Genomic DNA, 26,847 nt, shown 5'->3' with positions numbered 1-26,847 from the left:
GACCGCTCTGTCCGGACCCGCACCCATATGGTTGACCGCATGTCCGACGTACGTGCCAGCTACCTGACCGACGGGGCCGAGATCTACCGTCGCTCGTTCGCGACCATCCGCGCCGAGGCCGATCTGAGCGGATTCCCGCCGGACGTGGCGCAGGTGGTGGTGCGGATGATCCACGGCTGCGGTCAGGTGGATCTCGCCGCGGACATCGCCTTCTCCCCCGGCGTCGTCGCCGCGGCGCGGGCGGCGCTGCGCGCGGGCGCCCCGATCCTCTGTGACGCGACCATGGTCGCCTCGGGCGTCACCCGGAAACGGCTGCCCGCCGACAACGCGGTCGTGTGCACCCTCGCCGATCCCCGGGTGCCGGAATTGGCCGCGGCCAACGGCACGACCCGCTCCGCCGCCGCGCTCGACCTGTGGCGCGACCAGCTCGACGGCGCGGTCGTCGCGATCGGCAACGCGCCGACGGCGCTGTTCCATCTGCTCGACCTCCTCGACGCGGGAGCGCCCCGGCCCGCCGCCGTGCTCGGCATCCCGGTCGGATTCGTGGGCGCGGCCGAATCGAAGGACGCGCTGATCGATTTCGGCGGCGTCGAATACCTCACGGTGCGCGGCAGGCGCGGCGGCAGCGCCATCACCGCGTCGGCGTTGAACGCGATCGCGAGTGAACGGGAATGAGTATTCCGGGCAAGTTGTGGGGCGTCGGACTCGGACCGGGCGATCCCGAATTGGTGACGGTCAAAGCGGCCAAGGTGATCGGCGCGGCGGATGTCGTCGCGTTCCACAGCGCGCGTCACGGCCGCAGCATCTCCCGTCGCATCGCCGCGCCGTATATGCGCCCCGGTCAGGTGGAGGAGCATCTCGTCTACCCGGTGACCACCGAGACCACCGACCATCCCGGCGGCTACCAAGGCGCGATCGACGAGTTCTACGAACAGGCCGCCGAACGGCTGGCCGGGCACCTCGCCGCGGGCCGCTCGGTGGCGCTGCTCGCCGCGGGCGACCCGCTGTTCTACAGCTCGTACATGCACATGCACCGGCGGCTGGCCGACCGGTTCGACGCCGAGATCATCCCGGGCATCACCTCCGTGAGCGCGGCGTCGGCGGCCCTGGGCACGCCGCTGGTCGAAGGGGAGCAGGTGCTCACCGTGCTGCCGGGCACCATGCCGGTCGACGAGCTCACCCGGCGGCTGCGCACCACCGACGCGGCCGCGATCATGAAGCTGGGACGCACCTATCCCGCTGTGCGCCAGGCTCTTTCGGATTCCGGTCGACTCCCGGGCGCCTACTATGTCGAGCGCGCGAGTACCACTGAGCAGCGCGTACTGCACGCCGGCGCGGTGGACGACGCGGAGGTGCCGTATTTCGCGATCACCCTCGTGCCCGGCCCCGAGCCCACCACGCCGCTGCCCCGCCTCGACGCGGAGCCGGGACCGCGCGCGGGCGACGCGGAGGCGACCGAGCGCGTCGGCGAGGTCGTCGTGGTGGGACTGGGCCCCGGCGCACCGGAATGGACCACCGACGAGGTCCGCGCGGCACTGGCGGAGGCCACCGATCTGGTCGGCTACACCACCTATCTGAACCGGGTGCCCGAACGCCCGGGCCAGCGTCGCCATGCCAGCGACAACCGCGTCGAGTCCGAGCGCGCGGCCATGGCCCTGGATCTGGCCAAACGGGGCGCGCGCGTCGCGGTCGTCTCGTCGGGAGATCCCGGTGTCTTCGCGATGGCGGCGGCGGTGCTGGAGGAATCCGCCGACCCGCAGTGGCGCGGGGTGCCGGTGCGGGTGCTGCCCGGTCTCACCGCGGCCAACGCGGTGGCCAGCCGGGTGGGCGCACCGCTCGGGCACGACTACGCGATGATCTCGCTCTCCGACCGGCTCAAGCCGTGGGAGGTGGTGGCGCAGCGCCTTTCCGCCGTCGCGGCGGCCGACATGGCGATCGCGGTCTACAACCCGGCCTCCTCGCAACGCACCTGGCAGGTCGGCGCGATGCGCGACCTGCTGCTGGAGCATCGCAAGCCGGACACGCCCGTCGTCGTCGGGCGCGACGTCGGCGGGCCGAACGAATCGGTGCGGGTGGTGCCGCTCGGCGACCTCGACCCCGGCGAGGTGGACATGCGCACCTTGCTGATCATCGGCGCGTCCACCACCACCGCGCTCGAGACCGGCGCGGGTACCCGCGTCTTCACCTCCCGCCGTTACGGTCGCGCGGACGACGCGGCCGCCGGCGGCGCGTAAGATCGCCTGACGCACCGAAGATCGGAGGGACCTTGGCCGCGACACTGTCGGAGCTGACGCTGCGCGCCCGAGCCCTGGAGGCCAGGGCCACCGCGAGCGAACAGGCACTCGACGAGCAGGGCGAGGTCCTCAACGAACTGGCGGCGCTGACCAGGAAGGCGCTCGACGGCATCGGCCGGATCGACCGGCGCACGGAAAACGCCGGCGACGCCGTCGGCGAGCTCCGCCGCGAGGTCGGAGACCTGCGCGAGAATGTGGGCGAACTCAACCACAGGGTCACCGTGCTCGAACAAGGACAGGTCCGTCTCGAAGAAGGCCAGGCCGCGCTGGCCCGCGGTCAGGCACAGCTCGAACAGGGACAGACGCGGCTGGAGCAGGGAATGGCGCAGGTACTCGCCCGGCTCGACAAGCTGACCGGCGACGCCTGACCCGGCCCCGTTCCGGTAACATTCCACTATGGAATGTTGAGAGCGAAGGGAGCAGTCGTTGACCAACACCGCGACCAAGCGCAAGCCACTGAACTCGACGGCGGCGTCGTTGCTCGGATTTCTGCACGAAGGCCCGATGTCGGGGTGGGATCTGGTGACCGAGGCCCAGGACCGCATCGGCGACTTCTGGACGATCACGCAGAGCCAGGTCTACCGGGAACTCGCCACGATGGACGCGGCGGGACTCGTCGAGAAGGGCGAGACCGGAGCCAGGGAGCGCACGCCGTATCACATCACCGAGGCGGGACGGGAAGCGTTCCTGGAATGGGTCGCCCGCGATCCCGGCGGGGAGACCATCCGGGTGCCGTTGCTGCTCACGCTCTCCTTCGGCAAGCATCTCGATCGCGATCGGCTCGACGGCATCATCGCGGCCAACCGGGAGATCCATCAGGCGCGGCTCACCCGGTATCTCGCCGAAGATCCGGAGGAAATGCCCACCTTCGCCCGCGCCACCCTGGATTTCGGAATCCGCTACGAGCGGGCGGTGCTGGAGTGGTTCGACCAGCTGCCGGAACTCCTCGGCAACTGACCGCGCCCTGCCTCAGCCGCGCCGAGTCCGCATGTCGCGCAACCACTTCAGCGCCTGCTCAGGCGTTTCCACGACCGGTGCGCCCTCGGGCAACGGCGGACGGTCCACGACGACGACCGGGATTCCCGCCGCCCGGGCGGCGGCGAGTTTGGCTTCGGTCTGATCGCCGCCGCTGTCCTTCGTGACGAGCACATCGATCCGATGCCCGGCGAGCAGTCGCGCTTCGTCCTCGAGCGCGAAAGGGCCACGCGCGAGCAATAATTCGTGTCGCGGCGGCAGGGGGCCTTCCGGCGGGTCGATGGACCGGATCAAAAACCATTGCCGGTCGAGTCCGGCGAACGCGTCGACGCCTTGCCTGCCGATGGTCAGGAAAACTCGCTCACCGAGGGCGGCCGTTTCCGCTGCGCCGGTGGGGAGATCAGGGACCCGGACCCAGCGGTCCCCCGTTCGCTCCACCCACCTGGGCCGCCGCAGGTGCACCAGCGGCACATCCGAATCGCGCGCGACCGCAGCCGCGTTGGCGGTGATAACCGCCGCGAACGGATGCGTGGCATCGACAATCGCGGCCACGTCGTTGGCCGCCAGCCAAGCCCGCAGCCCCTCCGGGCCGCCGAAGCCGCCGACGCGGACCGCGCCTTCGGGCAGCAAGGGCGCACGCACGCGACCGGCGAGCGAGGACACGATCTCGAATCCTCGCTCGCCGGAAGCGATGTGGGCCAGCTCCCGCGCTTCCCGGGTGCCGCCCAGAAGCAGAACTCTCAGGGCTGGCCGCTGAAGTAGGCGATGCCCGCGTTCAGCAGCGACGGCCCGCCCGCGACGGCGAGACCGATCAGCGCGCCGAGCACCGCGCCCGGCAGGATGCCGACGCCGAAGAAGACGATGCCGATGGCAGCGCCGATCAGGCCGCCGACCAGAGCGCCGAGCGAGGCGCGCTGCAACTCGGCGAAGAACCATTCCTGCGCGCCGATGAACTCGGCCGCGACCGGCGCGTTCGCGGTCGGAGCGACCTGCGGGGTCAGCGTCAGCTGCCTGCCCTCGTCGGCGACGGCCGCGGCGATCCGGACCTCTTGGCCCTTGGCGGTCGCGGTGAGCGGAATGGTGGTGACGGTCTCGCCCGCGGAGTTCTTCAGGGTGACCGCCTGGTTGTCGGTGTCGACGCTGAACGCGCCCCCGGTCACGCTGGTGACGACCGACTTACCCGCGTCGGCGAGTTGCAGCGCGTAGCCGACGCCCTGATCGGCGCCGGTGACGGTGGGCGCCGCCGCGGGCTGGTCCTGGGCCGCGGGCGGCGTCGGAGCGGCGTAGGAGGTACCGGCGGTGACTCCGGTGGCGGCGACAGCCAGCAATGCGGTAGCGGCGAACTTCTTGTATCTCATCTATCTCCCCAACAGGAATCGGGTTTCCGATCATGACCGGAACTCGGCCCCGACCCTACCGCGTGACCGATAACATGTTCACCCCTCCGCGGGGAACGCCGGCGCCGTTTTCACCACCGACCACTGCGTCACCGGAAGCTGCGGACGCCACGCGGTGAAGGATCCCAGGGGCTCCCCGCGATAGATCTGGAACTTCCGCAACACTCCGCCCTGGGCGCTCGACCAGCTGAGCAGCAGTGATTCCGACTCGGCGGTCACCGCGTTCGCGACGAGCCTGCCGCGTGGGCGCAACTGCGCCCAGCATGTCTCGAGTACGCCATCCTGGGTCAGGCCCCCACCGACGAAAATCGCGTCGGGCGCGGCGATTTCGGAGCCGGTGGCAAGTTCGGCGCGCACCTCGCCGCGCACCGAGATGTGCGGCACGCCCAGCGCCGCCGCGTTGTCGGCGATCTGCCGCCGCCTGCGCTCGAGCCGCTCGAACGTGACGGCCCGGTTGCCCGGATGCACCCGGCACCATTCGATGGCGATGCTTCCCGAACCGCCGCCCACGTCCCACAGTAGTTCTCCGGGTGCCGGCGCCAGCGCCGCCAGCGTCAGCGCGCGGACCTCGTGTTTGGTGAGCTGGCCGTCGCCGCCGAACAGCTCGTCGGGCAAGCCGGGCACGCGCGTGGCGCGCGGCCCGCCCGGGTCGGCCGAGCAGGTGATCGCCACGATGTTCAGCGGGTCGCCCGGCGGATGCGCCCATTGCTCGGCGATTCCGGCGCGGTGCCGTTCGGCGCGACCGCCCAGCTGCTCGAGGACCGTCAGCTCGGAATCGCCGAAACCGTGGCGGCCCAGCAGGTCCGCGAGATCTCCTGGCGTGTGCTCGTCGGCGCTGAGCACCAGCAGCCGTCTGCGTTCGGCCAACTCGGGCAGCACCGTCGTCAGCGGCCGCCCCACCACGCTGACCACCGGCGTCTCGGCCAGCGACCACCCGAGCCGAGCACAGGCCAGGGATGCGGAAGACGGCTGCGGCAGCACCCGCAGCGCCTGCGGGCCCAGCAACCGCGCCAGGGTGACGCCGATTCCGTAGAACATCGGATCGCCGCTGGCCAGCACACACAACCGGGCCCCGCCGTGCTGTTCGAACAGCCCGGGCAGAGCGGGCAGCAACGGCGACGGCCACGTCACCCGCCGCGCGGCCACGGTGGGCGGCACGAGCGCGAGCTGACGCGGGGAACCGAACAGGATCTCGGCGTCGCCGATCGCCTCCCGCGCGACGCGACCGAGGCCGTCCCAGCCGTCGGCGCCGATGCCGACGACCGCGATCGGCGCGCCGGTCCACGACACGGGGGTGACGTTCACCGGGGCATCCGGCGCCAGATCGGTTGCGGCAGCAGGCGCATCGCGAAGAACACCGGCCGCAGCACGCGGGGCACCCAAACCCGGCTCGCGCCGCGGCGCAAACCCTTGACCACGGCGTCGGCGACCTGCTCCGGAGTGCTGGAGAACGGCGCCGGAGACATCCCCTCGGTCATCCGGCCGATGACGAAGCCGGGACGGACCAGCAGCAACCGGACCCCGGTGCCGTGCAAGGCATCCCCGAGACCGGAGGCGAACCCGTCCAGTCCCGCTTTGGCCGATCCGTAGACATAGTTGGCGCGCCGCACCCGCACGCCCGCGACCGAGCTGAACACGACGATCTGTCCCGCGCCTCGCGCGCGCAGCAGGCTCGACAACGTCGTGAGGACGGTCGCTTGGGCGACGAAGTCGGTGTGCAGGATCGCCGCCGCGTGGGCGGGATCCCGCTCGGCACGCCCCTGGTCGCCCAGCACACCGAACGCCAGCACCGCGATGCCGATCGGCCCGTGCTCCGCGTCGACCTTCTCCAGCAAGGCGGGATGACTCGCTGTGTCGTCGGCGTCGAATTCGACGGTGTGCACCTCGCTCGCACCCGCCGCCGCGATCTCCGCGCACTGCGCGTCCAGCTCGCCGCTGCGCCTGGCCGCCAGGACCACAGCTCGCCCGGGCGCCAGCCGTCGCGCCACTTCGAGCCCGATCTCGCTGCGGCCGCCCAGCAGCAGGACGGTGCCCTCGGCCAATCCACGCGTTCCCATGCGCCCAAGTCTTTCATTGCCCTCGGCACGGCCTGTCATCGCGCACCCGGCGCATGCTCGGTAACGGGGTCGGGCTGGTGCGGCGCCGACGGACGCCGGGGGCTACGGTCGGGGAATGCCGACGAGTACTGCTGAGTTGTCGCCCGCCGCCCTGGAGTTCGTCGCCGAGCGGCACCTCGCCACGCTGACGACGTTGCGGGCGGACGGTACGCCGCATGTCGTGGCGGTGGGGTTCACCTGGGACCAAGAGGCCGGGATCGCGCGCGTGATCACCAACGACGGGTCGGTGAAGGTGCGCAACGTGCGCCGCTCCGGATACGCGGCGGTCAGCCAGGTCGACGGGATCCGCTGGATCACCTTGGAGGGTCCGGCGACCGTGCTCGACGCCCCGGACGACGTCGCGGAGGCCGTCGAGCGGTACGCCGGTCGCTATCGCGTGCCGCGGGAGAACCCGACGCGCGTGGTGATCGCCATCCAGGTCCGGCGCGTCTTGTCCAGCAGCACTTTGGTCGCGCCGGAAGCCGGCGGGAACGGCGCCGGCGCGTAAGCGCCCCCGGCGCGGGTCAGCCGTCGATCACAGCACCGTGAGACCGTGCGGCCGCTTGTTCAGGGATTCGCCGCCGTCGTCGGTGACGACCACGATGTCCTCGATCCGCGCGCCCCACTCACCGCGGAAGTAGATCCCGGGCTCCACGCTGAAGGCCATGCCGGGCTGCAGGACGAGGTCGTTGCCCGCGACGATGTAGGGCTCCTCGTGCACCGACAGGCCGATGCCGTGGCCGGTGCGGTGCACGAAAGCGGGCCCGAACCCCGCTTCGGTCAAAGGGTTTCGCGCCGCGGCGTCGACCGCGGCCGCGGTGACGCCCGGGCGCACGGCCGCGACCGCCGCCGCCTGGGCGCTCTCCAGTTCGGCGTACCGGGCGGCCACCTCCGGATCGGGCTCGCCCAGGACATAGGTCCGGGTGGAGTCGGAGTAATAGCCCGGCTCCACCGGGCCGCCGATGTCGACGACCACCACGTCCCCGGCCTCGATCCGGCGCTCGGACACGCCGTGATGCGGGTCCGCCCCGTGCGGGCCGCTGCCCACGATGACGAACGCCGCCTCGGTGTGGCCCTCGGCCACGATGGCGGCCTCGATATCGCGGCCCACCTCCGCCTCGGTGCGTCCCACCTGCAAGAACTCGCCCATCCGCGCGTGCACCCGGTCGATCGCCGCGCCTGCCCGGCGCAGCGCGTCCACTTCGGCCGGGTCCTTGATCATGCGCAGTTCGCGCAGGACGGGGGTGGCCGACACCGGCAGGCCGGTGAAGGACTCGGCCAGCGGCAGCAGATGCAGCGCGGGCATCACGTCGGCCACCGCGACCCGGGAGCCGACGTGCAGCGCGGACTTCACCAAGGCGTAGGGGCTGGTGCCGTCGACCCAGTCCAGCACCTGCAGGCCCAATTCACCCGCCGCGGAGGCCTCCAGCGACGCCAGCTCCAGTTTCGGGATCACGACCGACGGCGTCGCGCCGTCCGCGGGAATCACCAGGCAGGTCAGCCGCTCGAACGACTCGGCCGCCGATCCGATCAGATAGCGCAGATCCGGCCCGGGCGTGATGAGCAGAGCGTCGAGGTGGGCAGCCCGCATCAGCTCCACCGCCCGCTCCAGCCGTGCACCGTAGACGTCCGCCGCGAACCTCGAATCCGTATGCGAGCTCATTCGTCCGACGTTACCCGTCCCGGGTGCGGGATGAACGGCGAACTTCGCCGAGGCGGTGTCGGTGCGAACGAGTAGCCTCAGCCCGTGACCTCTGCTTCCGGTGGGCCCCTGCTGCTGTTGGACGGAGCCAGTCTGTGGTTCCGCGCCTTCCATGCCATCCCCGACAAGATCACCGCGCCCGACGGCCGGTCGGTGAACGCGCTGCGTGGGTTCACCGACATGGTGGCGTCGCTGATCACCAAGTTCGCGCCGGGCAGGCTGGTGGTGTGCCTGGACTTGGACTGGCGGCCCGCCTATCGGGTCGATCTGGTGCCGTCGTACAAGGCACACCGGTTGGACAGCTCGCCGGAAGCCGCCCCCGGCGCGGAAAGCGTGCCCGACACGCTCACTCCACAGGTGGAGATGATCTTGGAGGTGCTCGAGGCAGCGGGGATCGCGACCGGCGGCGCGGAGGGCCTCGAGGCCGACGACGTGCTGGGCACCTTGGCCACCCGGGAACGCGCCGACGAGGTCGTCGTGGTCAGCGGCGATCGCGATCTGTTGCAGCTGGTGCGCGACGAGCCCGCACCCCCCGTGCGAGTGTTCTACGCCGGGCGGGGCCTGGCCAAAGCGGAATTATTCGGTCCGGCGGAGGTGTCGGCGAAGTACGGGGTGCCGCTGGAGAACGCGGGCCCGGCCTATGCCGATATGGCGACGCTGCGCGGCGACGCCTCCGACGGCCTGCCCGGCGTGGCGGGCATCGGTGAGAAGTCCGCCGCCACCCTGATCTCCCGTTTCGGCTCCTTGGAGGCCCTGGTCGCGGCCGTCGAGGATCCCGACGCCGACTTGGCCCAAGGCGTGCGCGCCCGGCTGCGCGCCGCCGGGGACTACCTGAAGGCCGCCGCACCGGTCGTGCGAGTGGTCCGCGACGCCGAGGTGGCCCTGTCCCGCAGCGATGTCCTCCCCACCGAACCGGCCGATCCGGATCGCCTGCGCGCCCTCGCCTCGGCTTACAACGCGGAGAGCCCGGTCACGCGCCTGATCACGGCACTCGGCGCCCGCACCGCCTGACCTCGGAAGCCGACGGCCCCATCGCGTACCTCGATGGGGCCGTCACCCGGACAGTGGCGACGACATCGCCGCACGACACGCTAGCTCGGGCGACCGACCTCGTAGGTGCCGTCGTCCTTGGTGATCTTGATGGTCACCTTCTTGGCCTCGCCGCTCACCTTCACACTGCATTCGAAGGTGGCGTCGACCTTGACTTCCTGGCCGGACGGGCAGGAGACGTCGCTGATGTCCTGGATGCCGTAGGAATCGGACAGCACTTTCTTCACGCCGTCCTGCACCGCGGCCTGGTCCAGTTGGTCCTTGGCGGTCAGCACGAGCACGAGCGCGACGATCGCGCCGACCACCGCGACGCCGAGCAGCGAGAGACCGATGATCAGGCCTTTGCCCTTGCCACCCTGCTGCGGCGGCTGGCCGGGAGCGCCCCACTGCGGCTGCGGCTGCTGGGGCTGACCCCACTGCGGCTGCTGACCCTGCTGGCCCCAATCCTGCGGCTGTGGCTGACCCCACTGCGGCTGCCCCTGCGCGGCCTGCTGGCCCCATTGCGGCTGCTGCGGCTGCTGAGGCTGCTGCGGTTGCTGGCCCCACTGCTGCTGCTGGGGTTGCCCCCACTGCTGCTGCGGTTGCTGCTCACCCCAGTGCTGGGTCGGCTGGGCCGAGGCCGGGGTCTGCGGCTGACCGCTCCACTGCTGCGTGGGACCGGCTCCGCCCGGCGCCTGCTGTCCACCCCACTGCTGGGTGGGATCGTTGCGTCCCTCCCCGGGGTCGTTCGGTCCGTACGGGCCGCTCATCTGCTTGCCTCCACTCGCATCGTTGTACACACGGTAGCCCCCCGCGTGGGCCTCGTCGCATGACACGACTACTCCGCCACGGTCGGTACGCGAAAGAAATCAAATCACAATCGAATCCGCCGTGTTGATATTGCCGCCGCCGCGCGCCCCGCGCGCACACCGCTCAGGCGGCGTCCACCGCCACGACACCCCGCCGGATCGCCCGCACCGCTTTGGCCGCGGTGGCGGCGACCTCGGGATCGTCGGCGGTGCCGTGGATCTGGTCGAGCAGATCGATCACCTGCCTGCACCAGCGCACGAAGTCGCCCGCCGACAGCGGTGCGCCCGCGTCACCGCTGGCGAGCAACGACTCGGCCAACCCGTCGCCGCGCGCCCACTTGTAGACGCCGTCGACGAAACCCAGATCGGGTTCCCTGGTCGGCGGCAGCTTGTGCCGCGCCTCGTCGGTGCGCAGCTCCGACCAGACGCCGATGGTCGCGCCCACCGCACGGCGGATCGGCGCCGTCGGCCCGCTCGCGCCGAGATACCCGCCCTCCTGGCGGGATTCGTAGACCAGGATCGACACCACGCCCGCCAGCTCGGCCGGACCGAGGCCGCGCCACAGCCCCTTCCGGAGGCATTCGGCGACCAGCAAATCGCTCTCGGCGTAGATGCGAGCCAGCCGGCGTCCGTCCGCGGTCACCTCGCTCTCGTGCACGAAACCGCGTTCCTCCAGCAGGCCGAGGATCCGATCGAAGGTGCGCGCGAGCGAATTGGTGGTAGCGGCAACCTTCTGGCGCATCGACTCCGTCTCGCGCAGCAGCCGGTTGTAGCGTTCACCCACCCGCGCCAGCTGCTCGCGATCGGGCCGGGCGTGCGCCGGATGCGCGCGCATACTGCGCCGCAACGTCGCCAGCTCCCGGTCGTCGGCCGCTGCGGACTGCCTGCCGCGCCGTGGCCTGCCCGGCACCGAGATCCCCGTGCTGCGCAGCGCGGAAGCCAGATCCCGGCGGGTGCGTGCGGTCCGATGATCGACCCGGCGCGGCAGCCGCATGTGCCCGAGCGCTTCGGCGGGCACCGGGAAATCGGCGACCGACACCCGTCCAGCCCACTTGTCCTCGGTGAGCACCAGCGGCCTGGGATCGCCCGGCGTCGCGTCCGGCTCCAGGATCACCGCGAGCCCGGCGCGGCGGCCGGAGGGAATGGCCACCACGTCGCCGCGGCGCAGGGCGCCGAGCGCGTCCACCGCGGCGCCGCGCCGATCGGCGCGATTCTGCTGGGCCAGCTGCCGCTCCCGCTGCTTGATCCGGTCGCGCAGCGCGAGGTATTCCAGGAAACCGCCTTCCGCGCCGCCGAGCTGATCGCGCAGCTTGCGCAGCGCCCCCTCGTTGCGCTCGATGCCGCGCACCAGCCCGACCACCGACCGGTCCGCCTGGAACTGGGCGAAGGATCGCTCCAGCAGGGCCCGCGATTCGTCGGCGCCCATCCGATCGATGAGATTGATCGACATGTTGTAGCCCGGCCGGAACGAGCTGCGCAGCGGATAGGTGCGCGTAGAGGCCAGACCGGCGACCGCGCTGGTGTCCACTTCGGGCTGCCACAGCACCACCGCGTGGCCTTCGACGTCGATGCCGCGCCGCCCGGCACGCCCGGTCAGCTGGGTGTATTCCCCGGGTGTGAGTTCCGCGTGCGACTCGCCGTTGAACTTCACCAGCCGCTCCAGCACGACGGTACGGGCCGGCATGTTGATCCCGAGGGCCAGCGTCTCGGTGGCGAAGACGGCACGCACCAGCCCGTTGACGAACAACTCCTCGACGGTGTGCCGGAACGCGGGCAGCATCCCGGCGTGGTGCGCGGCGAGGCCGCGGTGCAGCGCCTCGCACCACTCCCAGTAGCCGAGCACCTCCAGATCGGCCTTGGGCAGGTCGCCGGTGTGTTTCCGGATGATCGCGTCGATCTCGTCGCGCTCCTCCGGACGGCTCAGGTCCAGCCGCGACCGCAGGCACTGCGCGAGCGCGCCGTCGCATCCGGCCCGGCTGAAGATGAACGTGATCGCGGGCAGCAGGCCCTCTTCATCCAGTTTGGCCAGCACCTCCGGCCGCGGCAGCGGACGGAAATCCCGGCGCGGGCCGCCGCGGCCGTTGCGCGGGGCGCCCCAGCTGTTCATCCGGTCGGCGGCCTCGCGGTGGCGGATGAACCGCACCAGGTCCTCGTCGACGAGCACCTTCTGCTCGGTGGATTTCGTGTCGAACAGGTCGAACATCCGCCGACCCACCATGACGTGCTGCCACAGCGGCACGGGCCTGGTCTCGTCGACCACGACGGCGGTGTCGCCGCGTACGGTCTCCATCCACGCGCCGAACTCCTCGGCGTTGCTCACCGTGGCCGACAGGCTGACCAGGCGCACGTCCGGAGGCAGATGCAGGATGACCTCCTCCCAGACGGCGCCGCGGAACCGGTCGGCGAGGTAGTGCACCTCGTCCATCACGACGTAGGACAGCCCGCGCAGCGCGTCCGAGGAGGCGTAGAGCATGTTGCGCAGCACCTCGGTGGTCATCACGACCACCGGCGCGTCCGGATTGATCGATTGATCGCCGGTCAGCAGGCCGACGTTGTCGCGGCCGTGGCGTTCGGTGAGGTCGGCGAACTTCTGGTTCGACAGCGCCTTGATGGGCGTGGTGTAGAAACACTTGCCACCGGCAACCAGCGCCAGGTGGACGGCGAACTCGCCAACGACCGTCTTGCCCGCGCCCGTGGGTGCGCAGACCAGGACGCTGTGGCCTTCTTCGAGCGCCGCACAGGCATCGCGCTGAAACGGATCCAGCCGGAACTTCAGTTCGGCGGAAAACGCGTCCAACTCGCCCGTCTGCGACCGGTCATCTGTCACTCGTCAGAGCGTATCGGAGTAGTCCGACACCGGTCGTGCGGATTTCTCCGCGGGCGTGGTGATCGACTCGGCCGGATCGATCGGCTCCGGCTCGCCCAGTTCGGAAGCTTCCTCGTCGGACAGCGCACCCCAGCCCTCGCGCTCCTTACGCGCCCGGCGCAGGTCGTTGACCCGGGAGAATTGGATCGCCACCTCGAACAACACCGTCAACGCCAAGGCCAGCGCCAGCATCGAGAAGGGATCCTGCGGCGTCACGATCGCGGCGAACACGAACAGTCCGAAGGTGATCCCGCGCCGCCACGCCTTGAGGCGCTGATAGGTCAGCACGCCGACCAGGTTCAACCCGATGATCAGCAACGGCGTCTCGAAACTGACGCCGAAGATGATCAGCAACTGGATGATGAACCCGAAATACTGCGACCCGCTCAACGCCGTGATCTGCACGTTGTCGCCGATGGTGAGCAAGAAACTCAACGCGTGCGCGATCACCACATAGGCCAGCACCGCCCCCGCGGCGAACAGCACCGTGCCCGAGGACACGAACCCGATCGCGTACTTGCGTTCCTTCGCGTACAAGCCCGGCGTGATGAACGCCCACATCTGGTACAGCCAGATCGGCGCCGCGAGCACCACGCCCGCGGTCATGCCGACCTTCAACCGCAAGGTGAACTGCTCGAACGGCGCGGTGGCCAGCAGACGGCACTCCCCGTCCGGGCTCAACGACGCACGCGCCGACGCCGGCAGCGAGCAGTACGGTCCGCGCAGGATCTCACCGAGGCTATCGATCCCGAGGAACCCGTGCGCGTACCACAGAAAGCCCAGAATCGTCGTCGCGATCACCGCCGCGATCGACACCAGCAACCGGTAACGCAGTTCCTGCAGATGCTCGACCAACGACATCGTGCCGTCGGGATTGGTCCTGCGCTTACTGCGGCGCGGATCGAACGGGATTCGCATGGTTGGTGATCGCCCCTGGGTTCACGTGCCTGGCTCAGCTCGGCAACAGCACTGAGTCCGGAGTGAGCCCCTGCTCACTCCGGCGCGAGCGGATCCGCTCAGACCGACTTCTGCTCGGTACGGGACTCCGTGGCCTGCGACGGCGTCGACTGCTGCGCGGCGGGCAACTGCGGTGCGGGCTGCTGAGCCGACGCGCCGTTGCCGGGCGCGTTGCTCTCGTTCTGCATCTGACTGACCTCGCTCTTGAAGATGCGCAACGACCGGCCCAAGCTGCGGGCCGCGTCGGGCATCCGCTTCGCGCCGAAGAACATCACGAAGACCACCGCAATGATCAGCCAGTGCCAGATGCTCAGACTGCCCATGATCTACCTCCCAAGACTGTGATGTCTCGATGCTACCGGACCGTGACGTGCGCGAACGCCGCCGTCACTGCTCGTTCGCCCGGCGTTGGGGCGTGGCGCTCACCGCGGCGCCCCGCAACTGGCCGAGCAGCTCTGGGCCGGTCCACCCGCGGCGACCGCCCTGTTCGGCGGCGACGACCAACTCGATCAGCCGCTGATTCACCGGCGTCGGTGCCCCGACCATCGCGCCCAACCCCACGATTTCCCCGCACAGCCAGGGGATTTCGGTGGTGCGGCCGAGCTCGAGGTCGTCCGCCATGGACGAGCGCGCCATCGGGTCGATGGCCAGCACCTGCCCGGCCACCCGCCGGAACACGGCGTCGGGGACGGTCAGCAGCGTGGCCATCACCCGGGGCGGCAGCGGTGTCAACCGGGCGGGGCGAATTCGCGCCTTGTTCATCACAGCGAGGGCTTCGCGCTGGGTCAGCGCGAGACAGCGGCGGTAGTCCCGATCCGCGAGTTCCTCCCGCAGCGGGCGGCCCGACAGCGCGTTGATCGGGTTGTTGAGGTTGAGCAGCAGCTTCGCCCACTGCACGGGACGCAGGTCGGGATAACGGCGCAGGCCCAGCCCCGCCCGCTCGAACACGTCCAGCAACGGCGCCAGCGCCGGATCGTCCTGCACCGCGAGACCGCCCTCGGTGCCGCGGTGGAACCGGCCACCGGGATGGTGCACGACGTTGAACATCACCATGCCGGCCAGCACCACGCAGTGCGGCAGGATCTCCCGGATCACCGAATCGTTGCCGATGCCGTTCTGCAGGCTGAGCACCACGGTGCCCGGCCTGATCTTGCCGGTCAGTTCGCGCACCGCCGCCGCGGTCGCCGCCGATTTCACCGTGACCAGCACCAAGTCCGCCGAGCCGACGTCATCCGGTTCGGTGGCGCGGTGGAATCGGTCCGGCGCCAGCGCGTCGTCACCGCCGTCGAGATCGGTGAGCCGGAGCCCGGACGCGCCGAGTTCGTCGAGCACTCGCCTGCGGCCCACCAGGGTGACCTCCGCGCCCGCCACGCCGAGCTTGCCGCCGACGAAGTTGCCGATGCTGCCCGCGCCGACCACGAGCACCCGAACGTTCATGCCGGTAGGGCCTCTTCGTTCCTCATCTGCCCTCCAGGTATCCGGCTTCCTCATAGGCGGCCAGCGCGGCGTTCGACCGCTCACGCACTGCCGCCACCAGTTCCGGCGGACCGAGGACGGTGACGCCCGCCCCGAAACCGAGCAGCAGCCGGGCCATCCAGTCCAGCGTGGCGAACCGCATGGTCGCCTCCAAGCTGCCGTCGGAGTGCACCGCCAGCCGGTGCATGGGGTACTGATCGAGCACCCAAGCGTAATCACCGTGAATCCGCAGGCGAGCCAACGGGACCGCCGGATCGTCCTGGAACAGGTCCAGGCCGGCCGTCGCCTCGGTGGCGTGCTTGGGCGGCCGAGCGGCCTCGTCCAGTTCGGTCGCGGCCTCGATCCGGTCGAAGCGGAACAGCCGCACCCCCTCGGCCTGCCTGCACCAGGCTTGCAGATAGCTGTTGTCGTCCACCAGGACGATGCGGATCGGGTCCACGATGCGTTCGGACACCACGTCGCGGCTGGCGGAGTAATACACCAGCCGAAGCACCCGGCCGAGCGCCAGCGCCGAGCGCACGGCGGCCACCGCCGGCGCCTCCGGCGGCGCTGTGCGGGATCGCCCGTCCGCGGCCGGCTCCACGCCACCCGCGATGGCCGATTCGATCTTCGCGATGGCCGCGTGGGCCGCGGTCGGGTCCACCATGCCGGGCATGTCGACGATCGAGCGCAGCGCGACCAGCAGCGCGGTCGCCTCGGTGGAGGTCAACCGCAACGGCCGATCGATGCCCGCGGAGAAGGTGACCTCGATGCTCTCTTCGGAGAACGACAGGTCGATCAGGTCACCCGGGCCGTACCCGGGCAGCCCGCACATCCACAGCTGATTGAGGTCGCTCATCAGTTGCTTGGTGGTCACGCCGAGGTCGGCGGCGGCCTCCGCGGCGCTGATCCCGGGGTGGGCGATGAAGTACGGGATCATGTTCAACAGCCGGGAGAGCCGGACCGAGAGCCGCGAGCTCATGCCCGCACCTCCGTGCGGTCGAACACCGAACGCAGCCGCGTGATCACGTCGGCACGCAGGGACTCCGGGGCGAGCACGACGGCGTCCGGCCCCAAACCGGTGATCAGCCGGGCCAGCCAATCGCGGGAGCGCACCGGAAGCTCGACCACGGCGCCCGCCCGGCCGCCCACGACGCGCTCTCCGGTCACCTGGCCGAGCCTGCGGATCTCCCGCCCCCGCCCCTCGGCCACCCACACCGTCGCCGAGCCGCTGACCGGCCCGCTGCTGGTGACCTGGTCGACGATGGCGCGCAGATCGACGCCCTCCGGCTTGCGCACGGCGTTGCGCGGGCCGTACGCGGTCACATCGTCGCCGATGCGGGAGAGCCGGAAACTGCGCACGGCGTCCCGGTCCCGGTCGTGCCCGACCAGGTACCAGCGGCCGTGATGGGTGACGACGCCCCACGGCTCGACGTCGCGCATCAGATACGGCGCGTTGATCGCGCCGCGGTGCTCGAACCGAACCGCCCGGCCGGCATCGATCGCGGCGAGGAGTTTGCCGAGCACCGGTTCGGAGCCGCGAGCGCGAGCCGGAACGGCGGGCACCGACGCCACCGCGGCGTCGGTCTCCACGTGGATACCGGCCGCGCGCAGTTTGAGCAGCGCGCCCTCCGCGGCGGCGGCCAACTCGGGCGATTCCCACATCTGCACGGCGACCGCGACGGCGGCGGCCTCCTCATCGGTCAGGTCGATCTCGGGTAGCTCGTAGGCGTCGCGGTTGATCCGGTAACCCTCGAGCGTCGAGTACCGGCTCACCGGACCCACTTCCAGCGGAATGCCCAGATCGCGCAGCTCGTTCTTGTCCCGCTCGAACATCCGGCTGAACGCTTCGTCGCTGGCGGAGTCCTCGTATCCGGCCACACTCTCCCGGATCCGCTCCGCGGTCAGGAACTGCCGGGTCGACAGCAGCGCGATGACCAGATTCATCAGCCGCTCGACCTTGGATATCGCCACCCGATAGAGGGTAATCTGCGCGGCCAGGCTGTGTTGTCCCGGCCGCGACTTCGTCGCGGCGTGTTCGGACCGCTTCGCCGGTCAGCCTTCGGCCAGGTAGCGCTCGACCTTCTCCACCTTGGCGGTCATCGCGTCCGTCACGCCGGGGCGAATGTCGGCCTTCAGCACCAGGCTGCACCGCGGCGCTACCGCGAGGATGGCGTCGGTCGCCTGTTTCACCACGGCCATCACCTCGTCCCACTCGCCCTCGACAGTGGTGAACATGGCGTCGGTGCGGTTGGGCAATCCGCTGGCGCGCACCACCCGGACCGCTTCGGCGACCGCGCGCCCGACATCGGCGCCGGTCCCGAGCGGTGTGACGGAGAACGCGACGATCACATCGACGCGATCAGGCGATCGACGCGCTCGTCGACCGAGCGGAACGGGTCCTTGCACAGCACGGTGCGCTGCGCCTGGTCGTTCAGCTTCAGATGCACCCAGTCGACGGTGAAGTCGCGACCGGCCTCCTGGGCGGCGGTGATGAAGTCACCACGCAACTTGGCCCTGGTGGTCTGCGGCGGGGTGTCGACCGCGGCGTCCACGGCCTCGTCCTCGGTGACGCGCTTGGCCAGGCCCTTGCGCTGCAGCAGGTCGAAGACGCCGCGTCCGCGCTTGATGTCGTGGTAGGCCAGATCCAGCTGTGCGATCTTGGGATCGGACAGCTCCATGCCGTACCGGTCCTGGTAGCGCTGGAACAGCTTGCGCTTGATCACCCAATCGATCTCGGTGTCGACCTTCGCGAAGTCCTGTGCCTCGACCGCGTCCAGGGTGCGGCCCCACAGGTCGACCACCTGGTCGATCTGGGGATCGCGGTCCCGGTTGCGCAGATGCTCCACAGCGCGGGCGTAGTACTCGCGCTGGATGTCCAGGGCGCTGGCCTGCCGTCCGCCCGCCAGGCGCACCGGACGGCGGCCGGTCAGGTCGTGGCTCACTTCGCGGATCGCGCGGATCGGGTTGTCCAGCGCGAAGTCGCGGAACGAGACGCCCGCCTCGATCATCTCCAGCACCAAGGCGGCCGTGCCGACCTTCAGCATGGTGGTGGTCTCGGACATGTTCGAGTCGCCGACGATGACGTGCAGGCGGCGGTACTTCTCCGCGTCGGCGTGCGGCTCGTCGCGGGTGTTGATGATCGGCCGCGATCGGGTGGTCGCCGAGGAGACGCCCTCCCAGATGTGCTCGGCACGCTGCGACAAGCAGAACGTGGCGGCCTTCGGCGTCTGCAGCACCTTGCCCGCGCCGCAGATCAGCTGGCGGGTGACCAGGAACGGCAGCAGCACGTCCGAGATCCGGGAGAACTCGCCTGCGCGAACCACCAGGAAGTTCTCGTGGCAGCCGTAGGAGTTGCCCGCCGAGTCGGTGTTGTTCTTGAACAGATAGATGTCGCCGCCGATGCCTTCTTCGGCCAGACGCTGCTCGGCGTCGATCAGCAACTCTTCAAGGACCCGCTCGCCCGCACGGTCGTGGGTCACCAATTGCGCCAGGTTGTCGCACTCCGCGGTCGCGTACTCCGGATGGGACCCGACATCGAGGTAGAGCCGAGCACCGTTGCGGAGGAACACGTTCGAGCTACGGCCCCAGGACACCACCCGGCGGAACAGATACCGGGCCACCTCGTCGGGGGACAGTCGACGGTGACCGTGGAAGGTGCATGTCACACCGAACTCGGTCTCGATCCCCATAATTCGTCGCTGCACACCATCGACATTACAGCCATGTCAGGGACTTGCGTGGTGCACCGAACAACCCGCATGCATACGTCTTCACAACAATTTGGCCCGCTTTGTCGGAATTTGCCCGGCTGATGCCCCGCTTTCGCCGGAGGATGCACACAGCGAGACCGGTCGCGGGCATGCCGACGCGGCCCGCGAACGAGGCGTCGTTCGCGGGCCGCCGAGCTCGTGGCCCGGGCGGATCACTCCGAAGGCGGGGTGTCCTTCGCCGAGGGCTCCTCGGCCTCGGCGCCACTCTCCTGCGCAGCGGACGCGCCGTCCGGCTGCGCCGGGTTGAGCAGGCGCTCCAGCACGGCATTGGTCACCCGCCGGAACGCCCGGCGCGGACGCGCCTGCTCCAAGGTCGCGACCTCGAGCGAGCTCACGCCCAGCACCCGCTTCTCTTTCTCCGTCCCTTCCGGCACGCCCGCCTGCAGCGCGCGCACCGCCACACCCACCGCGGAGGCCAGATCCAGACCCGGCTGATAGGACGACTTCAACGCGGTGACGATCGGCTCGGTCGTGCCGCCCATCACCACGAACTCCCGCTCGTCCACGATCGACCCGTCGAAGGTGATCCGGTACAGCACCGACTGCGGCGCCTGTTCCGGATAGCCCACCTCCGCCACACAGATCTCCACCTCGTACGGCTTCAGCTGATCGGTGAAGATCGTGCCGAGGGCCTGCGCGTAGGCATTGGCCAATGCACGGCCGGTGACGTCGCGGCGGTCGTACTGATACCCGCGAATGTCGGCCTGCAGGATGCCGCCCCTGCGCAGATTCTCGAACTCGTTGTACTTGCCGACCGCGGCGAACCCGATCCGGTCGTACAGCTCACTCACCTTGTGCAGCGTCGTGGACGGGTTCTCCGCGACGAACAGCACACCCTTCTCGTACGTCAGCACCACGACGCTGCGCCCCCGACCGATGCCCTTGCGCGCGAGCTCGGTCTTGTCGCGCATGATCTGCTCGGCCGACGCGTAGTACGGCAACGTCATGATCAGGCGCTCCCTTCTTCGGCGGCCGCACGGTCGGCGACGATGCCGCGCGCGATCTCCTCGAGCCGCGACTCGGTCACCTCGACCGCACCCTCCTCATCGATCACGATCGCCGTCGGGAAGATGCCACGCACCAGATCCGGGCCGCCCGTCGCGGTGTCGTCGTCGGCCGCGTCGAACAGCGACTCGACAGCGATGCGCAGCGCGCGCTCCTGATCGATTCCCTTGGCGTACAACTTCTTCAGCGCGGACTTGGCGAACACCGAGCCGGAACCGACCGCGGCGTACCCGAATCGCTCCTCGCTGCGTCCACCCACCACATCGAACGACACGATGCGGCCCGCCTTGTCCGGATCGGTGGCGTTCAGGTCGTAACCGACCAGCATCGGCACCACCGCCAGACCCTGCAGGGCCGCGGGCAGATTCTCCCGCACCATCTTCGACAGCTTGTTGGCCTTGCCGTCGAAGGTCAGCGGCACGCCCTCGAGCTTCTCGTAGTGCTCCAGCTCCACCGCGAAGATCCGCACCATCTCCACCGCCATGCCCGCGGTGCCAGCGATGCCGGCCGCGGAATAGCTGTCCGTGATGTAGACCTTCTCGATATCCCGGCTGGCCAGCAGGTTCCCCTGCGTGGCACGCCGGTCGCCCGCGATCAGCACACCACCGCGGTAACTCACCGCGACGATGGTGGTGCCGTGCGGAGCGATCTCCTTCGCGGAAGTGCCGCCGGAGATTCCGGCGGCACTCTGTCCGAACCTGTTGACAGGCAACAAATCCGGAGCATGCATACGGAGATAGTCGGAGAAGGAAGAGAGGGCGTACCCCAGGTGGAGACGCGAGGGGTCACCGACTGTCACTGGCCACCTTTCTGCACGTACGCGCGGACGAAGTCCTCGGCGTTCTCCTCGAGCACATCATCGATCTCGTCGAGCAGGTCGTCGGTTTCCTCCGCCAGCTTCTCGCGGCGCTCCTGACCGGCGGCATCCACACCGTCCGGGCCCTCGTCCTCGTCGCCACCCCCGGCGCGCTTGGTCTGCTCTTGTGCCATGGCAGCCGACCTCCTCTGTCCTCACCATGACCGGGATCCATCGTGAGCACGATCCCGATCATGAGCATTGTCCGTGCTCGTTCCTCAACACTACCTACCAGCACCGACAGTGTGCTTATTTTGCTGGGTCCTCGGCCGCGCGGGCGCGGCGTGTTCGCGGCCCTCTTATGGCTCGCGTCCGAGCGGCCGAGCCGTCAGCCGACCCGGCGCGTGCCGGAGGCTACGTCGTCAGCTGCTCCACCAGGTCGGCGGCGGTGGTCACGCCGTCGAGGAGTTTGCCGACGTGGGCTTTGGTGCCGCGGCGGGGTTCCAGGGTGGGGATGCGGACGAGGGAGTCGCCGCCCAGGTCGAAGATCACCGAGTCCCAGCTGGCCGCCGCGATGTCGGCGCCGAAGCGGCGCAGGCATTCGCCGCGGAAGTAGGCGCGGGTGTCGGTAGGCGGGTTGGTCATGGCGTCGAGGACCTGCTGCTCGCTGATCAGGCGCTTCATCGAGCCACGGGCGACCAGGCGGTTGTAGAGGCCCTTGTCCAGCCGTACGTCGGAGTACTGCAGGTCCATCAGGTGCAGCTTGGGAGCCGCCCAGCCGAGTCCCTCCCGGCTGCGCATGCCCTCGAGCAGGCGCAGCTTGGCCGGCCAGTCGAGCAGGTTCGCGCACTCCATCGGATCGCGTTCGAGCAGGTCCAGCACCATCGCCCAGTTCTCGATGATGTCCTGGACTCGCTTGTCGTCGTTTCCGGTGCGGTCGACGAATTTGACCACCCGGTCCAGGTAGACCCGCTGCAAGGCGAGGCCGGTCAGCTCGCGGCCGTCGGCGAGCGCGACGGTCGCCCGCAGCGTGGGGTCGTGGCTGATCGTGTGCACCGCGGTGACCGGGCGCGCCAGTTGCAGGTCCGACAGGTCCTCGCCCGCCTCGATGAGATCGAGGACCAGGGCGGTGGTGCCGACCTTGAGGTAGGTCGACATCTCGGCCAGATTGGCGTCACCGATGATGACGTGCAGTCTGCGGTACTTGTCGGCGTCGGCGTGCGGTTCGTCGCGGGTGTTGATGATGCCCCGCTTGAGTGTGGTCTCCAGGCCGACCTCGACCTCGATGTAGTCCGAACGCTGGGACAGCTGGAAGCCCGCGTGGTCGCCGGACTGACCGATGCCGACCCGGCCGGAGCCGCAGACCACCTGCCGGGATACGAAGAACGGCGTGAGCCCGACGATGATCTGGTTGAACGGTGTGTCCCGGCTCATCAGGTAGTTCTCGTGGGTGCCGTACGAAGCGCCCTTGCCGTCGACGTTGTTCTTGTACAGCTGCAGCCGCGGGGCCCCCGGCACGCTGGAGGCGTGCCGGGCGGCGGCCTCCATCACCCGCTCGCCCGCCTTGTCCCAGATCACCGCGTCCAGCGGGTCGGTGACCTCCGGCGCGGAATATTCCGGGTGGGCGTGGTCGACGTAGAGCCGGGCGCCGTTGGTGAGGATCATGTTGGCCGCCCCGACCTCGTCGGCGTCGATCACCGGTGCGGGCCCGTTCATCCGGCTCAGGTCGAATCCGCGCGCGTCGCGCAGCGGCGACTCGACCTCGTAGTCCCAGCGGGTGCGCTTCGCGCGCGGCACGCCCTCGGCCGCGGCGTAGGCCAGGACCGCCTGGGTCGAGGTGAGGATCGGGTTGGCCGACGGCTCGGTCGGGGTCGAGATGCCGTATTCGACCTCTATTCCGATGATGCGCTGCATGGCATCGAGCCTAGGTCACGCACCCGGCCGAACCGGTCGCGACCGGCGGAGTCCAATGTCATACCGCAGGTGGTACTTCCGGAGGACTCCTCGCGGCGCAGGTCGGCGTGATAGTCGGGACATGTCCGAATCGCCCGCGGCCCGCCGCACGCAGACCACCGAACCGCACCGCGCGGCCGCTCCCCCGCCGCCGCCCGCACCCGCCCGGCTCGTCGCGTTGGACGTGCTGCGCGGGATCGCGATCCTGGGCACCCTCGCCACCAATGTCTGGATCATGACCGACCCGGAGGGGCTGGTCGGCTACCTCCACGGCCTGGGCGGGCAGGCCGACGGCCGGTTGTGGACCGAGCGGGTGCTCCAGCAGCTCGCCCAGGGCAAGTTCCTCGGCCTGCTGACCATCATGTTCGGCATCGGCCTGGCCATCCAGCAGCGCTCGGCGACCAAGGCCGGGCGTCGCTGGCCCGGCAACTACCCCTGGCGCGCGGGTCTGTTGTTCGTGGACGGTCTGCTGAATTTCGTGTTCGTCGCCGAGTTCGACGTGCTGATGGGGTACGCGGTGACCGGACTGGTCGTCGCGTTCGTGCTCGCCACCGGCGAGCGGGCGCAGCGACAATGGCTGATCGGCGCGGCGGCCGTGCACGTGACGCTGTTGACCCTGATCGCGCTCGCCCTGGCGCTGGCGCCGCGACAGGACTCGGCGGCACGCGGTGCGCTGGATCCGAACCCGTATGCGGACGGCTCCTTCTGGGATCTCGCGATGTTCCGGATCAGCAACGCCGGGCTGTTCCGGATGGAGGCGATCTTCGTGTTCGCGATGTCGGTCGCGCTGTTCCTGACCGGCGCGCGGCTGTTCCGCGCCGGCGTGTTCGGTCCGGGTGGCGCGCGAATCCGTAAGCGGCTCATGATCGTGGGCTTCGGCGTCGCCGCACCGATCGACCTGGCCGTCGGTCTCGCGGGCGGCGGCGACCTCATCCTGTTCACCCGCTACGGCAGCGCGCCGTTCGTCGCCCTGGGCATGCTGGCGGCGGTCGCCGAGTGGTACGTGCGGCGGCCCGCGGCCGGGTTCGCCGGGCGCCGCCTCACCGAGATCGGCCGCACCGCCCTCAGTTGCTACATCCTGCAGAATCTGGTGGCTTCGACGCTGTGCTACGGCTGGGGTTTCGGACTCGCGGCCCGCGTCCCGGCCGACGACCGCGTCCCGTTCACCATCGGCGTCTACCTGCTGGTCGCGCTGCTCATCGCGAGCGGAGCGCACCTGTGGTTACGTCGCTTCGAGCGGGGGCCGGTGGAGTGGTTCTGGAACGTGAGCTACCGGACACTGGCCCGGGAGAGCTGAATCCGTACGTCCGCATCCACGCGCCGCGGGACGCGGACGTGACCACCCGGACCAGAGCAGCGCCTAACCCGGCTACACCTCGAGCATGTCACCCCGCTGCCCGCGGAAATCCGGCGGACACGATCCCTCGGTGACCGTTACCGTCATCCTGTGACGCTCGCCGACCGCTATCCCGTGCTGCACACACCGGCCCACTGGGCGTGGGGCGATCTTGATGTGCGATTCTCCACCGCGCTGCCGCCGGACGAATTGGTCACCAACATCCACGTCGTCTGTTTCGTCGGCGAGGAGATCGTGCTGTGCCGCGACGATCGCGGCGTCTGGCTGATCCCCGGCGGCACCAGGGAGCGCGACGAGTCGATCGACGAATGCGTCCGCCGGGAACTGCGCGAGGAGGCGGGAGCACGCCCGATCGGACCGCTCCGATGGTTCGGCGCCCACCACGCGACCAGCAATCGCCCCGCGCCGTATCGCGAATGGCAGCCCCACCCGCACAAGGCGTGGCTCTGGTGCACCGCGGACGTGGTGCTCGACTCCGCGCCGACCAATCCCGGCGACGCCGAGCAGATTCTCGAGGTCCGCGCCTTCCCTGTCGCCGAAGCGATGCGGCGGGCCGAATCCGACGGCGAGCACCTGGGCGAACTGGTGGCGTTGGCCGTCGAACTCCACCGGCGCGCGGCGCGGCCGGACCGTCCCGTATGACCGCACCCCTCCGCGCGACGCCTTCGGCCGCCGCCACCGGGTGAGATGAGGGCAGAATCGACGTATGGCAACGGCAACTTGGCACGGCCGCGTCCTCGCGACCAGCAACGACACCATCATCGTCGAGGGCAACCACTACTTCCCGCCGGATTCGATCAGCCCGGAGTTCTTCCAACCCTCCGACACGCACACCTACTGCCCGTGGAAGGGCACCGCCAGCTACTACACCGTGGTGGTCGACGGAGAATCCAATACCGACGCCGCCTGGTACTACCCGGAGCCGAAGACCAAGGCAGCGCAGATCAAGGACTACGTAGCGTTCTGGCGCGGCGTCGAGGTCGCCGAGAGCTGACCGGCATTCTTGCACTGCGAGCAATCGAGCGGCGAACTCATGATCGATGCCGGAATCCGGCCGTGGGGTGATCGCCGGGGTCGGCCGTAATCGGAGGAATCGGGAATACCGCCCGAGCGAAACCGATACGCTCATCCCAGGATTCAGCGTGCGTGTCTCAGCCGGGAGCATCCCATGATGAAGGCTCTGGTCACCGACGGCTTCTCGATGTCGCCTGTGGGCGCAGCGGACGAACCAGCGCAGGCGGGTGTCGCGCTGCTCCGGCCGGGCGTCCTGGCCTTCGCCGGATCGATCGGCCCGACGGAGTTGCACGCGCACCACGCGGTGCAAATCGTGGCCGCGAGCACACCGATCGTGGTGGTGGACGGCAGCGGCGTGCGCAAGCACGGCACGCATGTCATCGTGCCGACCGACGCGCCGCACCGGATCGACGTGGGGTCCGCGCACGGCACGGCCGTCTACCTCGACCCCGAGACCGCCGCAGGCGCGGCGGCCGACCGGAGGGCCCACCTCAACGGCTGGGCCGACAGCGCCGACACGCTGGGCATCGTCGCCGCGGGCGGCGACCTGACCGCACAGGTCACCGCGGTTGTCGAGGACCTGCTGCCGCAGGACGAATCGTCCGGCGCGGACGAGCGGCACGCGGTGATCACCGCGGCTCTGCAACTACTGCCCGCTCTGGTGCGCGCGGGCTCGGTGCGCGGCTCGGATGTCGCTCGGCAACTCGGGATTCCGGCGCCGCGGCTGTCCCACCTGTTCACCGAACAGATGGGAATCCCGTTGCGCCGCTACATCCTCTGGCTGCGGCTGCACATCGCGCGCACCCGCGCGCTGGCCGGAGACGATCTCACGGCCGCCGCACACGCGGCGGGTTTCTCCGATGGCGCCGACCTGACCCGCACCTGCCGCCGGACGTTCGGACTACCACCCTCGGTACTGAGCCGCACGGTCGAGTCGGTTCAAGGCGCGTAGCCAGTCCGACGCGCGGTTCACCGGGCCGGACGGGACTCCACGTAATACTCCGCCGAGATCGTCTTCAGTACCTGCCGCACCCCCACCGGCGCCCACGCCGCGGACGAATCCTGCCGCACGACCGGGTCGGTCAACTCGACGACGCGACCGTTGGTCTCCAGCGCGAACCCGCCCGCCGCGCGAATGTTCTTGACCCAGTCGACATCACGGCCGTACGTCAGCGCGATCCGGTAGGCGCCGTCCTGTTCGAAGACCATCACCGGGGTGCGGTAGGACCGTCCCGACTTCCTGCCTTTGTGCAGCACGATGCCGAAGCCGGGCGCGCGTCCCGCGACCAGGCCCGCGGTCGGATTGGTGACATGCCGGTTGAACTTCGCCAGTGCGTGCGGAAGCACCATGGGCGGCGATCCTCTCTCC

Annotated in this window: 29 protein-coding genes; 10 read left to right on the top strand and 19 right to left on the bottom strand. The window is 69.8% G+C overall.

Annotated features, from left to right (window positions below; translation table 11 throughout):
• Nucleotides 1-39 precede the first annotated feature (39 nt).
• From QMG86_RS11845 to QMG86_RS11830, 4 genes are read left to right on the top strand one after another with little or no spacing between them, the layout of a single operon-like run.
• Nucleotides 40-675: a precorrin-8X methylmutase gene (locus QMG86_RS11845; RefSeq protein WP_281879498.1), complete on the top strand. Its 636-nt coding sequence runs from the start codon at nt 40-42 to the stop codon at nt 673-675.
• Nucleotides 672-2,234, top strand: a complete 1,563-nt coding sequence (gene cobJ, locus QMG86_RS11840; RefSeq protein ID WP_281879496.1) for a precorrin-3B C(17)-methyltransferase — start codon at nt 672-674, stop codon at nt 2,232-2,234. Before QMG86_RS11845 ends, cobJ begins: the two co-directional genes overlap by 4 nt.
• A gap of 32 nt (nt 2,235-2,266) precedes the next feature.
• Nucleotides 2,267-2,662: a hypothetical protein gene (locus QMG86_RS11835; RefSeq protein ID WP_281879494.1), complete on the top strand. Its 396-nt coding sequence runs from the start codon at nt 2,267-2,269 to the stop codon at nt 2,660-2,662.
• A 58-nt stretch (nt 2,663-2,720) separates the two neighbouring features.
• A complete protein-coding gene (locus QMG86_RS11830; protein WP_281879492.1) occupies nt 2,721-3,251 on the top strand; it encodes a PadR family transcriptional regulator in 531 nt (176 codons plus the stop codon).
• Nucleotides 3,252-3,263: 12 nt separating this feature from the next.
• Here the strand turns inward: QMG86_RS11830 and QMG86_RS11825 are convergent, their stop codons facing one another.
• The 4 genes from QMG86_RS11825 to dprE2 form a co-directional block, all read right to left on the bottom strand.
• On the bottom strand, nt 3,264-4,013 hold the full coding sequence (locus tag QMG86_RS11825) for a cobalt-precorrin-6A reductase (protein ID WP_281880916.1): 750 nt from the start codon (nt 4,011-4,013) through the stop codon (nt 3,264-3,266).
• Nucleotides 4,010-4,627 carry a DUF8020 domain-containing protein gene (locus QMG86_RS11820; RefSeq protein ID WP_281879491.1) on the bottom strand — a complete coding sequence of 206 codons (618 nt, stop codon included), beginning with the start codon at nt 4,625-4,627 and terminating at the stop codon, nt 4,010-4,012. The genes QMG86_RS11825 and QMG86_RS11820 overlap by 4 nt, the downstream gene beginning before the upstream one ends.
• Nucleotides 4,628-4,705: 78 nt before the next feature.
• The gene (cbiE, locus tag QMG86_RS11815) at nt 4,706-5,989 is read right to left on the bottom strand and encodes a precorrin-6y C5,15-methyltransferase (decarboxylating) subunit CbiE (RefSeq protein WP_434086202.1); all 1,284 of its coding nucleotides are present in this window, start codon (nt 5,987-5,989) and stop codon (nt 4,706-4,708) included.
• The gene (gene dprE2 / locus QMG86_RS11810) at nt 5,968-6,723 is read right to left on the bottom strand and encodes a decaprenylphospho-beta-D-erythro-pentofuranosid-2-ulose 2-reductase (protein WP_281879488.1); all 756 of its coding nucleotides are present in this window, start codon (nt 6,721-6,723) and stop codon (nt 5,968-5,970) included. The genes cbiE and dprE2 overlap by 22 nt, the downstream gene beginning before the upstream one ends.
• Nucleotides 6,724-6,838: 115 nt before the next feature.
• On the opposite strand from dprE2, the gene QMG86_RS11805 reads away from it, so the two are divergent.
• A complete protein-coding gene (locus QMG86_RS11805) occupies nt 6,839-7,270 on the top strand; it encodes a PPOX class F420-dependent oxidoreductase (RefSeq protein ID WP_281879486.1) in 432 nt (143 codons plus the stop codon).
• Nucleotides 7,271-7,297: 27 nt separating this feature from the next.
• Here QMG86_RS11805 and QMG86_RS11800 read toward each other — a convergent pair whose 3' ends face one another.
• Complete coding sequence (locus QMG86_RS11800; protein ID WP_281879484.1) at nt 7,298-8,425, bottom strand: M24 family metallopeptidase; 1,128 nt, start codon at nt 8,423-8,425, stop codon at nt 7,298-7,300.
• An 84-nt stretch (nt 8,426-8,509) separates the two neighbouring features.
• Here QMG86_RS11800 and QMG86_RS11795 point away from each other — a divergent pair, with 84 nt between their 5' ends.
• A complete protein-coding gene (locus QMG86_RS11795; protein WP_281879483.1) occupies nt 8,510-9,475 on the top strand; it encodes a 5'-3' exonuclease in 966 nt (321 codons plus the stop codon).
• Between the two features lie 80 nt (nt 9,476-9,555).
• Here the strand turns inward: QMG86_RS11795 and QMG86_RS11790 are convergent, their stop codons facing one another.
• From QMG86_RS11790 to dop, 13 genes are all read right to left on the bottom strand, one after another.
• Nucleotides 9,556-10,263: a DUF4333 domain-containing protein gene (locus tag QMG86_RS11790; protein ID WP_281879482.1), complete on the bottom strand. Its 708-nt coding sequence runs from the start codon at nt 10,261-10,263 to the stop codon at nt 9,556-9,558.
• 163 nt (nt 10,264-10,426) lie between these two features.
• A complete protein-coding gene (locus QMG86_RS11785) occupies nt 10,427-13,129 on the bottom strand; it encodes a DEAD/DEAH box helicase (RefSeq protein ID WP_281879480.1) in 2,703 nt (900 codons plus the stop codon).
• 3 nt (nt 13,130-13,132) lie between these two features.
• Nucleotides 13,133-14,086 carry a twin-arginine translocase subunit TatC gene (gene tatC, locus QMG86_RS11780; protein WP_281879479.1) on the bottom strand — a complete coding sequence of 318 codons (954 nt, stop codon included), beginning with the start codon at nt 14,084-14,086 and terminating at the stop codon, nt 13,133-13,135.
• A 98-nt stretch (nt 14,087-14,184) separates the two neighbouring features.
• Nucleotides 14,185-14,448 (bottom strand): Sec-independent protein translocase subunit TatA, encoded by a 264-nt coding sequence (gene tatA / locus QMG86_RS11775; protein ID WP_159844162.1) that lies wholly within the window; start codon nt 14,446-14,448, stop codon nt 14,185-14,187.
• Between the two features lie 64 nt (nt 14,449-14,512).
• On the bottom strand, nt 14,513-15,562 hold the full coding sequence (locus tag QMG86_RS11770) for a 2-dehydropantoate 2-reductase (RefSeq protein WP_281879477.1): 1,050 nt from the start codon (nt 15,560-15,562) through the stop codon (nt 14,513-14,515).
• Nucleotides 15,563-15,584: 22 nt separating this feature from the next.
• Nucleotides 15,585-16,562, bottom strand: coding sequence for a helix-turn-helix transcriptional regulator (locus QMG86_RS11765; protein WP_281879476.1), 978 nt, complete (start codon nt 16,560-16,562; stop codon nt 15,585-15,587).
• Entirely contained in the window at nt 16,559-17,554 is a 996-nt protein-coding gene (locus tag QMG86_RS11760) for a helix-turn-helix transcriptional regulator (RefSeq protein ID WP_281879475.1), read from the bottom strand. Before QMG86_RS11760 ends, QMG86_RS11765 begins: the two co-directional genes overlap by 4 nt.
• Nucleotides 17,555-17,635: 81 nt before the next feature.
• Entirely contained in the window at nt 17,636-17,932 is a 297-nt protein-coding gene (locus tag QMG86_RS11755; RefSeq protein ID WP_281879473.1) for an MTH1187 family thiamine-binding protein, read from the bottom strand.
• Nucleotides 17,929-19,287 (bottom strand): Pup--protein ligase, encoded by a 1,359-nt coding sequence (pafA, locus tag QMG86_RS11750; protein ID WP_174186519.1) that lies wholly within the window; start codon nt 19,285-19,287, stop codon nt 17,929-17,931. The genes QMG86_RS11755 and pafA overlap by 4 nt, the downstream gene beginning before the upstream one ends.
• A 218-nt stretch (nt 19,288-19,505) precedes the next feature.
• On the bottom strand, nt 19,506-20,300 hold the full coding sequence (prcA, locus tag QMG86_RS11745; protein WP_281879471.1) for a proteasome subunit alpha: 795 nt from the start codon (nt 20,298-20,300) through the stop codon (nt 19,506-19,508).
• A 2-nt stretch (nt 20,301-20,302) separates the two neighbouring features.
• Nucleotides 20,303-21,157, bottom strand: coding sequence for a proteasome subunit beta (prcB, locus tag QMG86_RS11740; protein ID WP_281879470.1), 855 nt, complete (start codon nt 21,155-21,157; stop codon nt 20,303-20,305).
• Nucleotides 21,154-21,348, bottom strand: coding sequence for a ubiquitin-like protein Pup (locus tag QMG86_RS11735; protein WP_014986166.1), 195 nt, complete (start codon nt 21,346-21,348; stop codon nt 21,154-21,156). The genes prcB and QMG86_RS11735 overlap by 4 nt, the downstream gene beginning before the upstream one ends.
• Before the next feature lie 220 nt (nt 21,349-21,568).
• The gene (gene dop / locus QMG86_RS11730; protein WP_281879468.1) at nt 21,569-23,068 is read right to left on the bottom strand and encodes a depupylase/deamidase Dop; all 1,500 of its coding nucleotides are present in this window, start codon (nt 23,066-23,068) and stop codon (nt 21,569-21,571) included.
• 121 nt (nt 23,069-23,189) lie between these two features.
• Here dop and QMG86_RS11725 point away from each other — a divergent pair, with 121 nt between their 5' ends.
• From QMG86_RS11725 to QMG86_RS11710, 4 genes are all read left to right on the top strand, one after another.
• The gene (locus QMG86_RS11725; RefSeq protein ID WP_281879467.1) at nt 23,190-24,404 is read left to right on the top strand and encodes a DUF418 domain-containing protein; all 1,215 of its coding nucleotides are present in this window, start codon (nt 23,190-23,192) and stop codon (nt 24,402-24,404) included.
• Between the two features lie 150 nt (nt 24,405-24,554).
• Nucleotides 24,555-25,106 carry an NUDIX hydrolase gene (locus QMG86_RS11720; RefSeq protein WP_281879466.1) on the top strand — a complete coding sequence of 184 codons (552 nt, stop codon included), beginning with the start codon at nt 24,555-24,557 and terminating at the stop codon, nt 25,104-25,106.
• 64 nt (nt 25,107-25,170) lie between these two features.
• Nucleotides 25,171-25,458 (top strand): DUF427 domain-containing protein, encoded by a 288-nt coding sequence (locus tag QMG86_RS11715; protein WP_281879464.1) that lies wholly within the window; start codon nt 25,171-25,173, stop codon nt 25,456-25,458.
• A 174-nt stretch (nt 25,459-25,632) separates the two neighbouring features.
• Nucleotides 25,633-26,430, top strand: a complete 798-nt coding sequence (locus QMG86_RS11710) for an AraC family transcriptional regulator (protein ID WP_350356380.1) — start codon at nt 25,633-25,635, stop codon at nt 26,428-26,430.
• A 17-nt stretch (nt 26,431-26,447) separates the two neighbouring features.
• Here QMG86_RS11710 and QMG86_RS11705 read toward each other — a convergent pair whose 3' ends face one another.
• Entirely contained in the window at nt 26,448-26,828 is a 381-nt protein-coding gene (locus tag QMG86_RS11705) for a nitroreductase family deazaflavin-dependent oxidoreductase (RefSeq protein WP_281879462.1), read from the bottom strand.
• Nucleotides 26,829-26,847 lie beyond the last annotated feature (19 nt).

The sequence above is a fragment of the Nocardia sputorum genome (assembly GCF_027924405.1).
GTDB lineage: Bacteria > Actinomycetota > Actinomycetes > Mycobacteriales > Mycobacteriaceae > Nocardia > Nocardia sputorum.
This window is presented reverse-complemented; position numbering and strand designations above follow the sequence as displayed.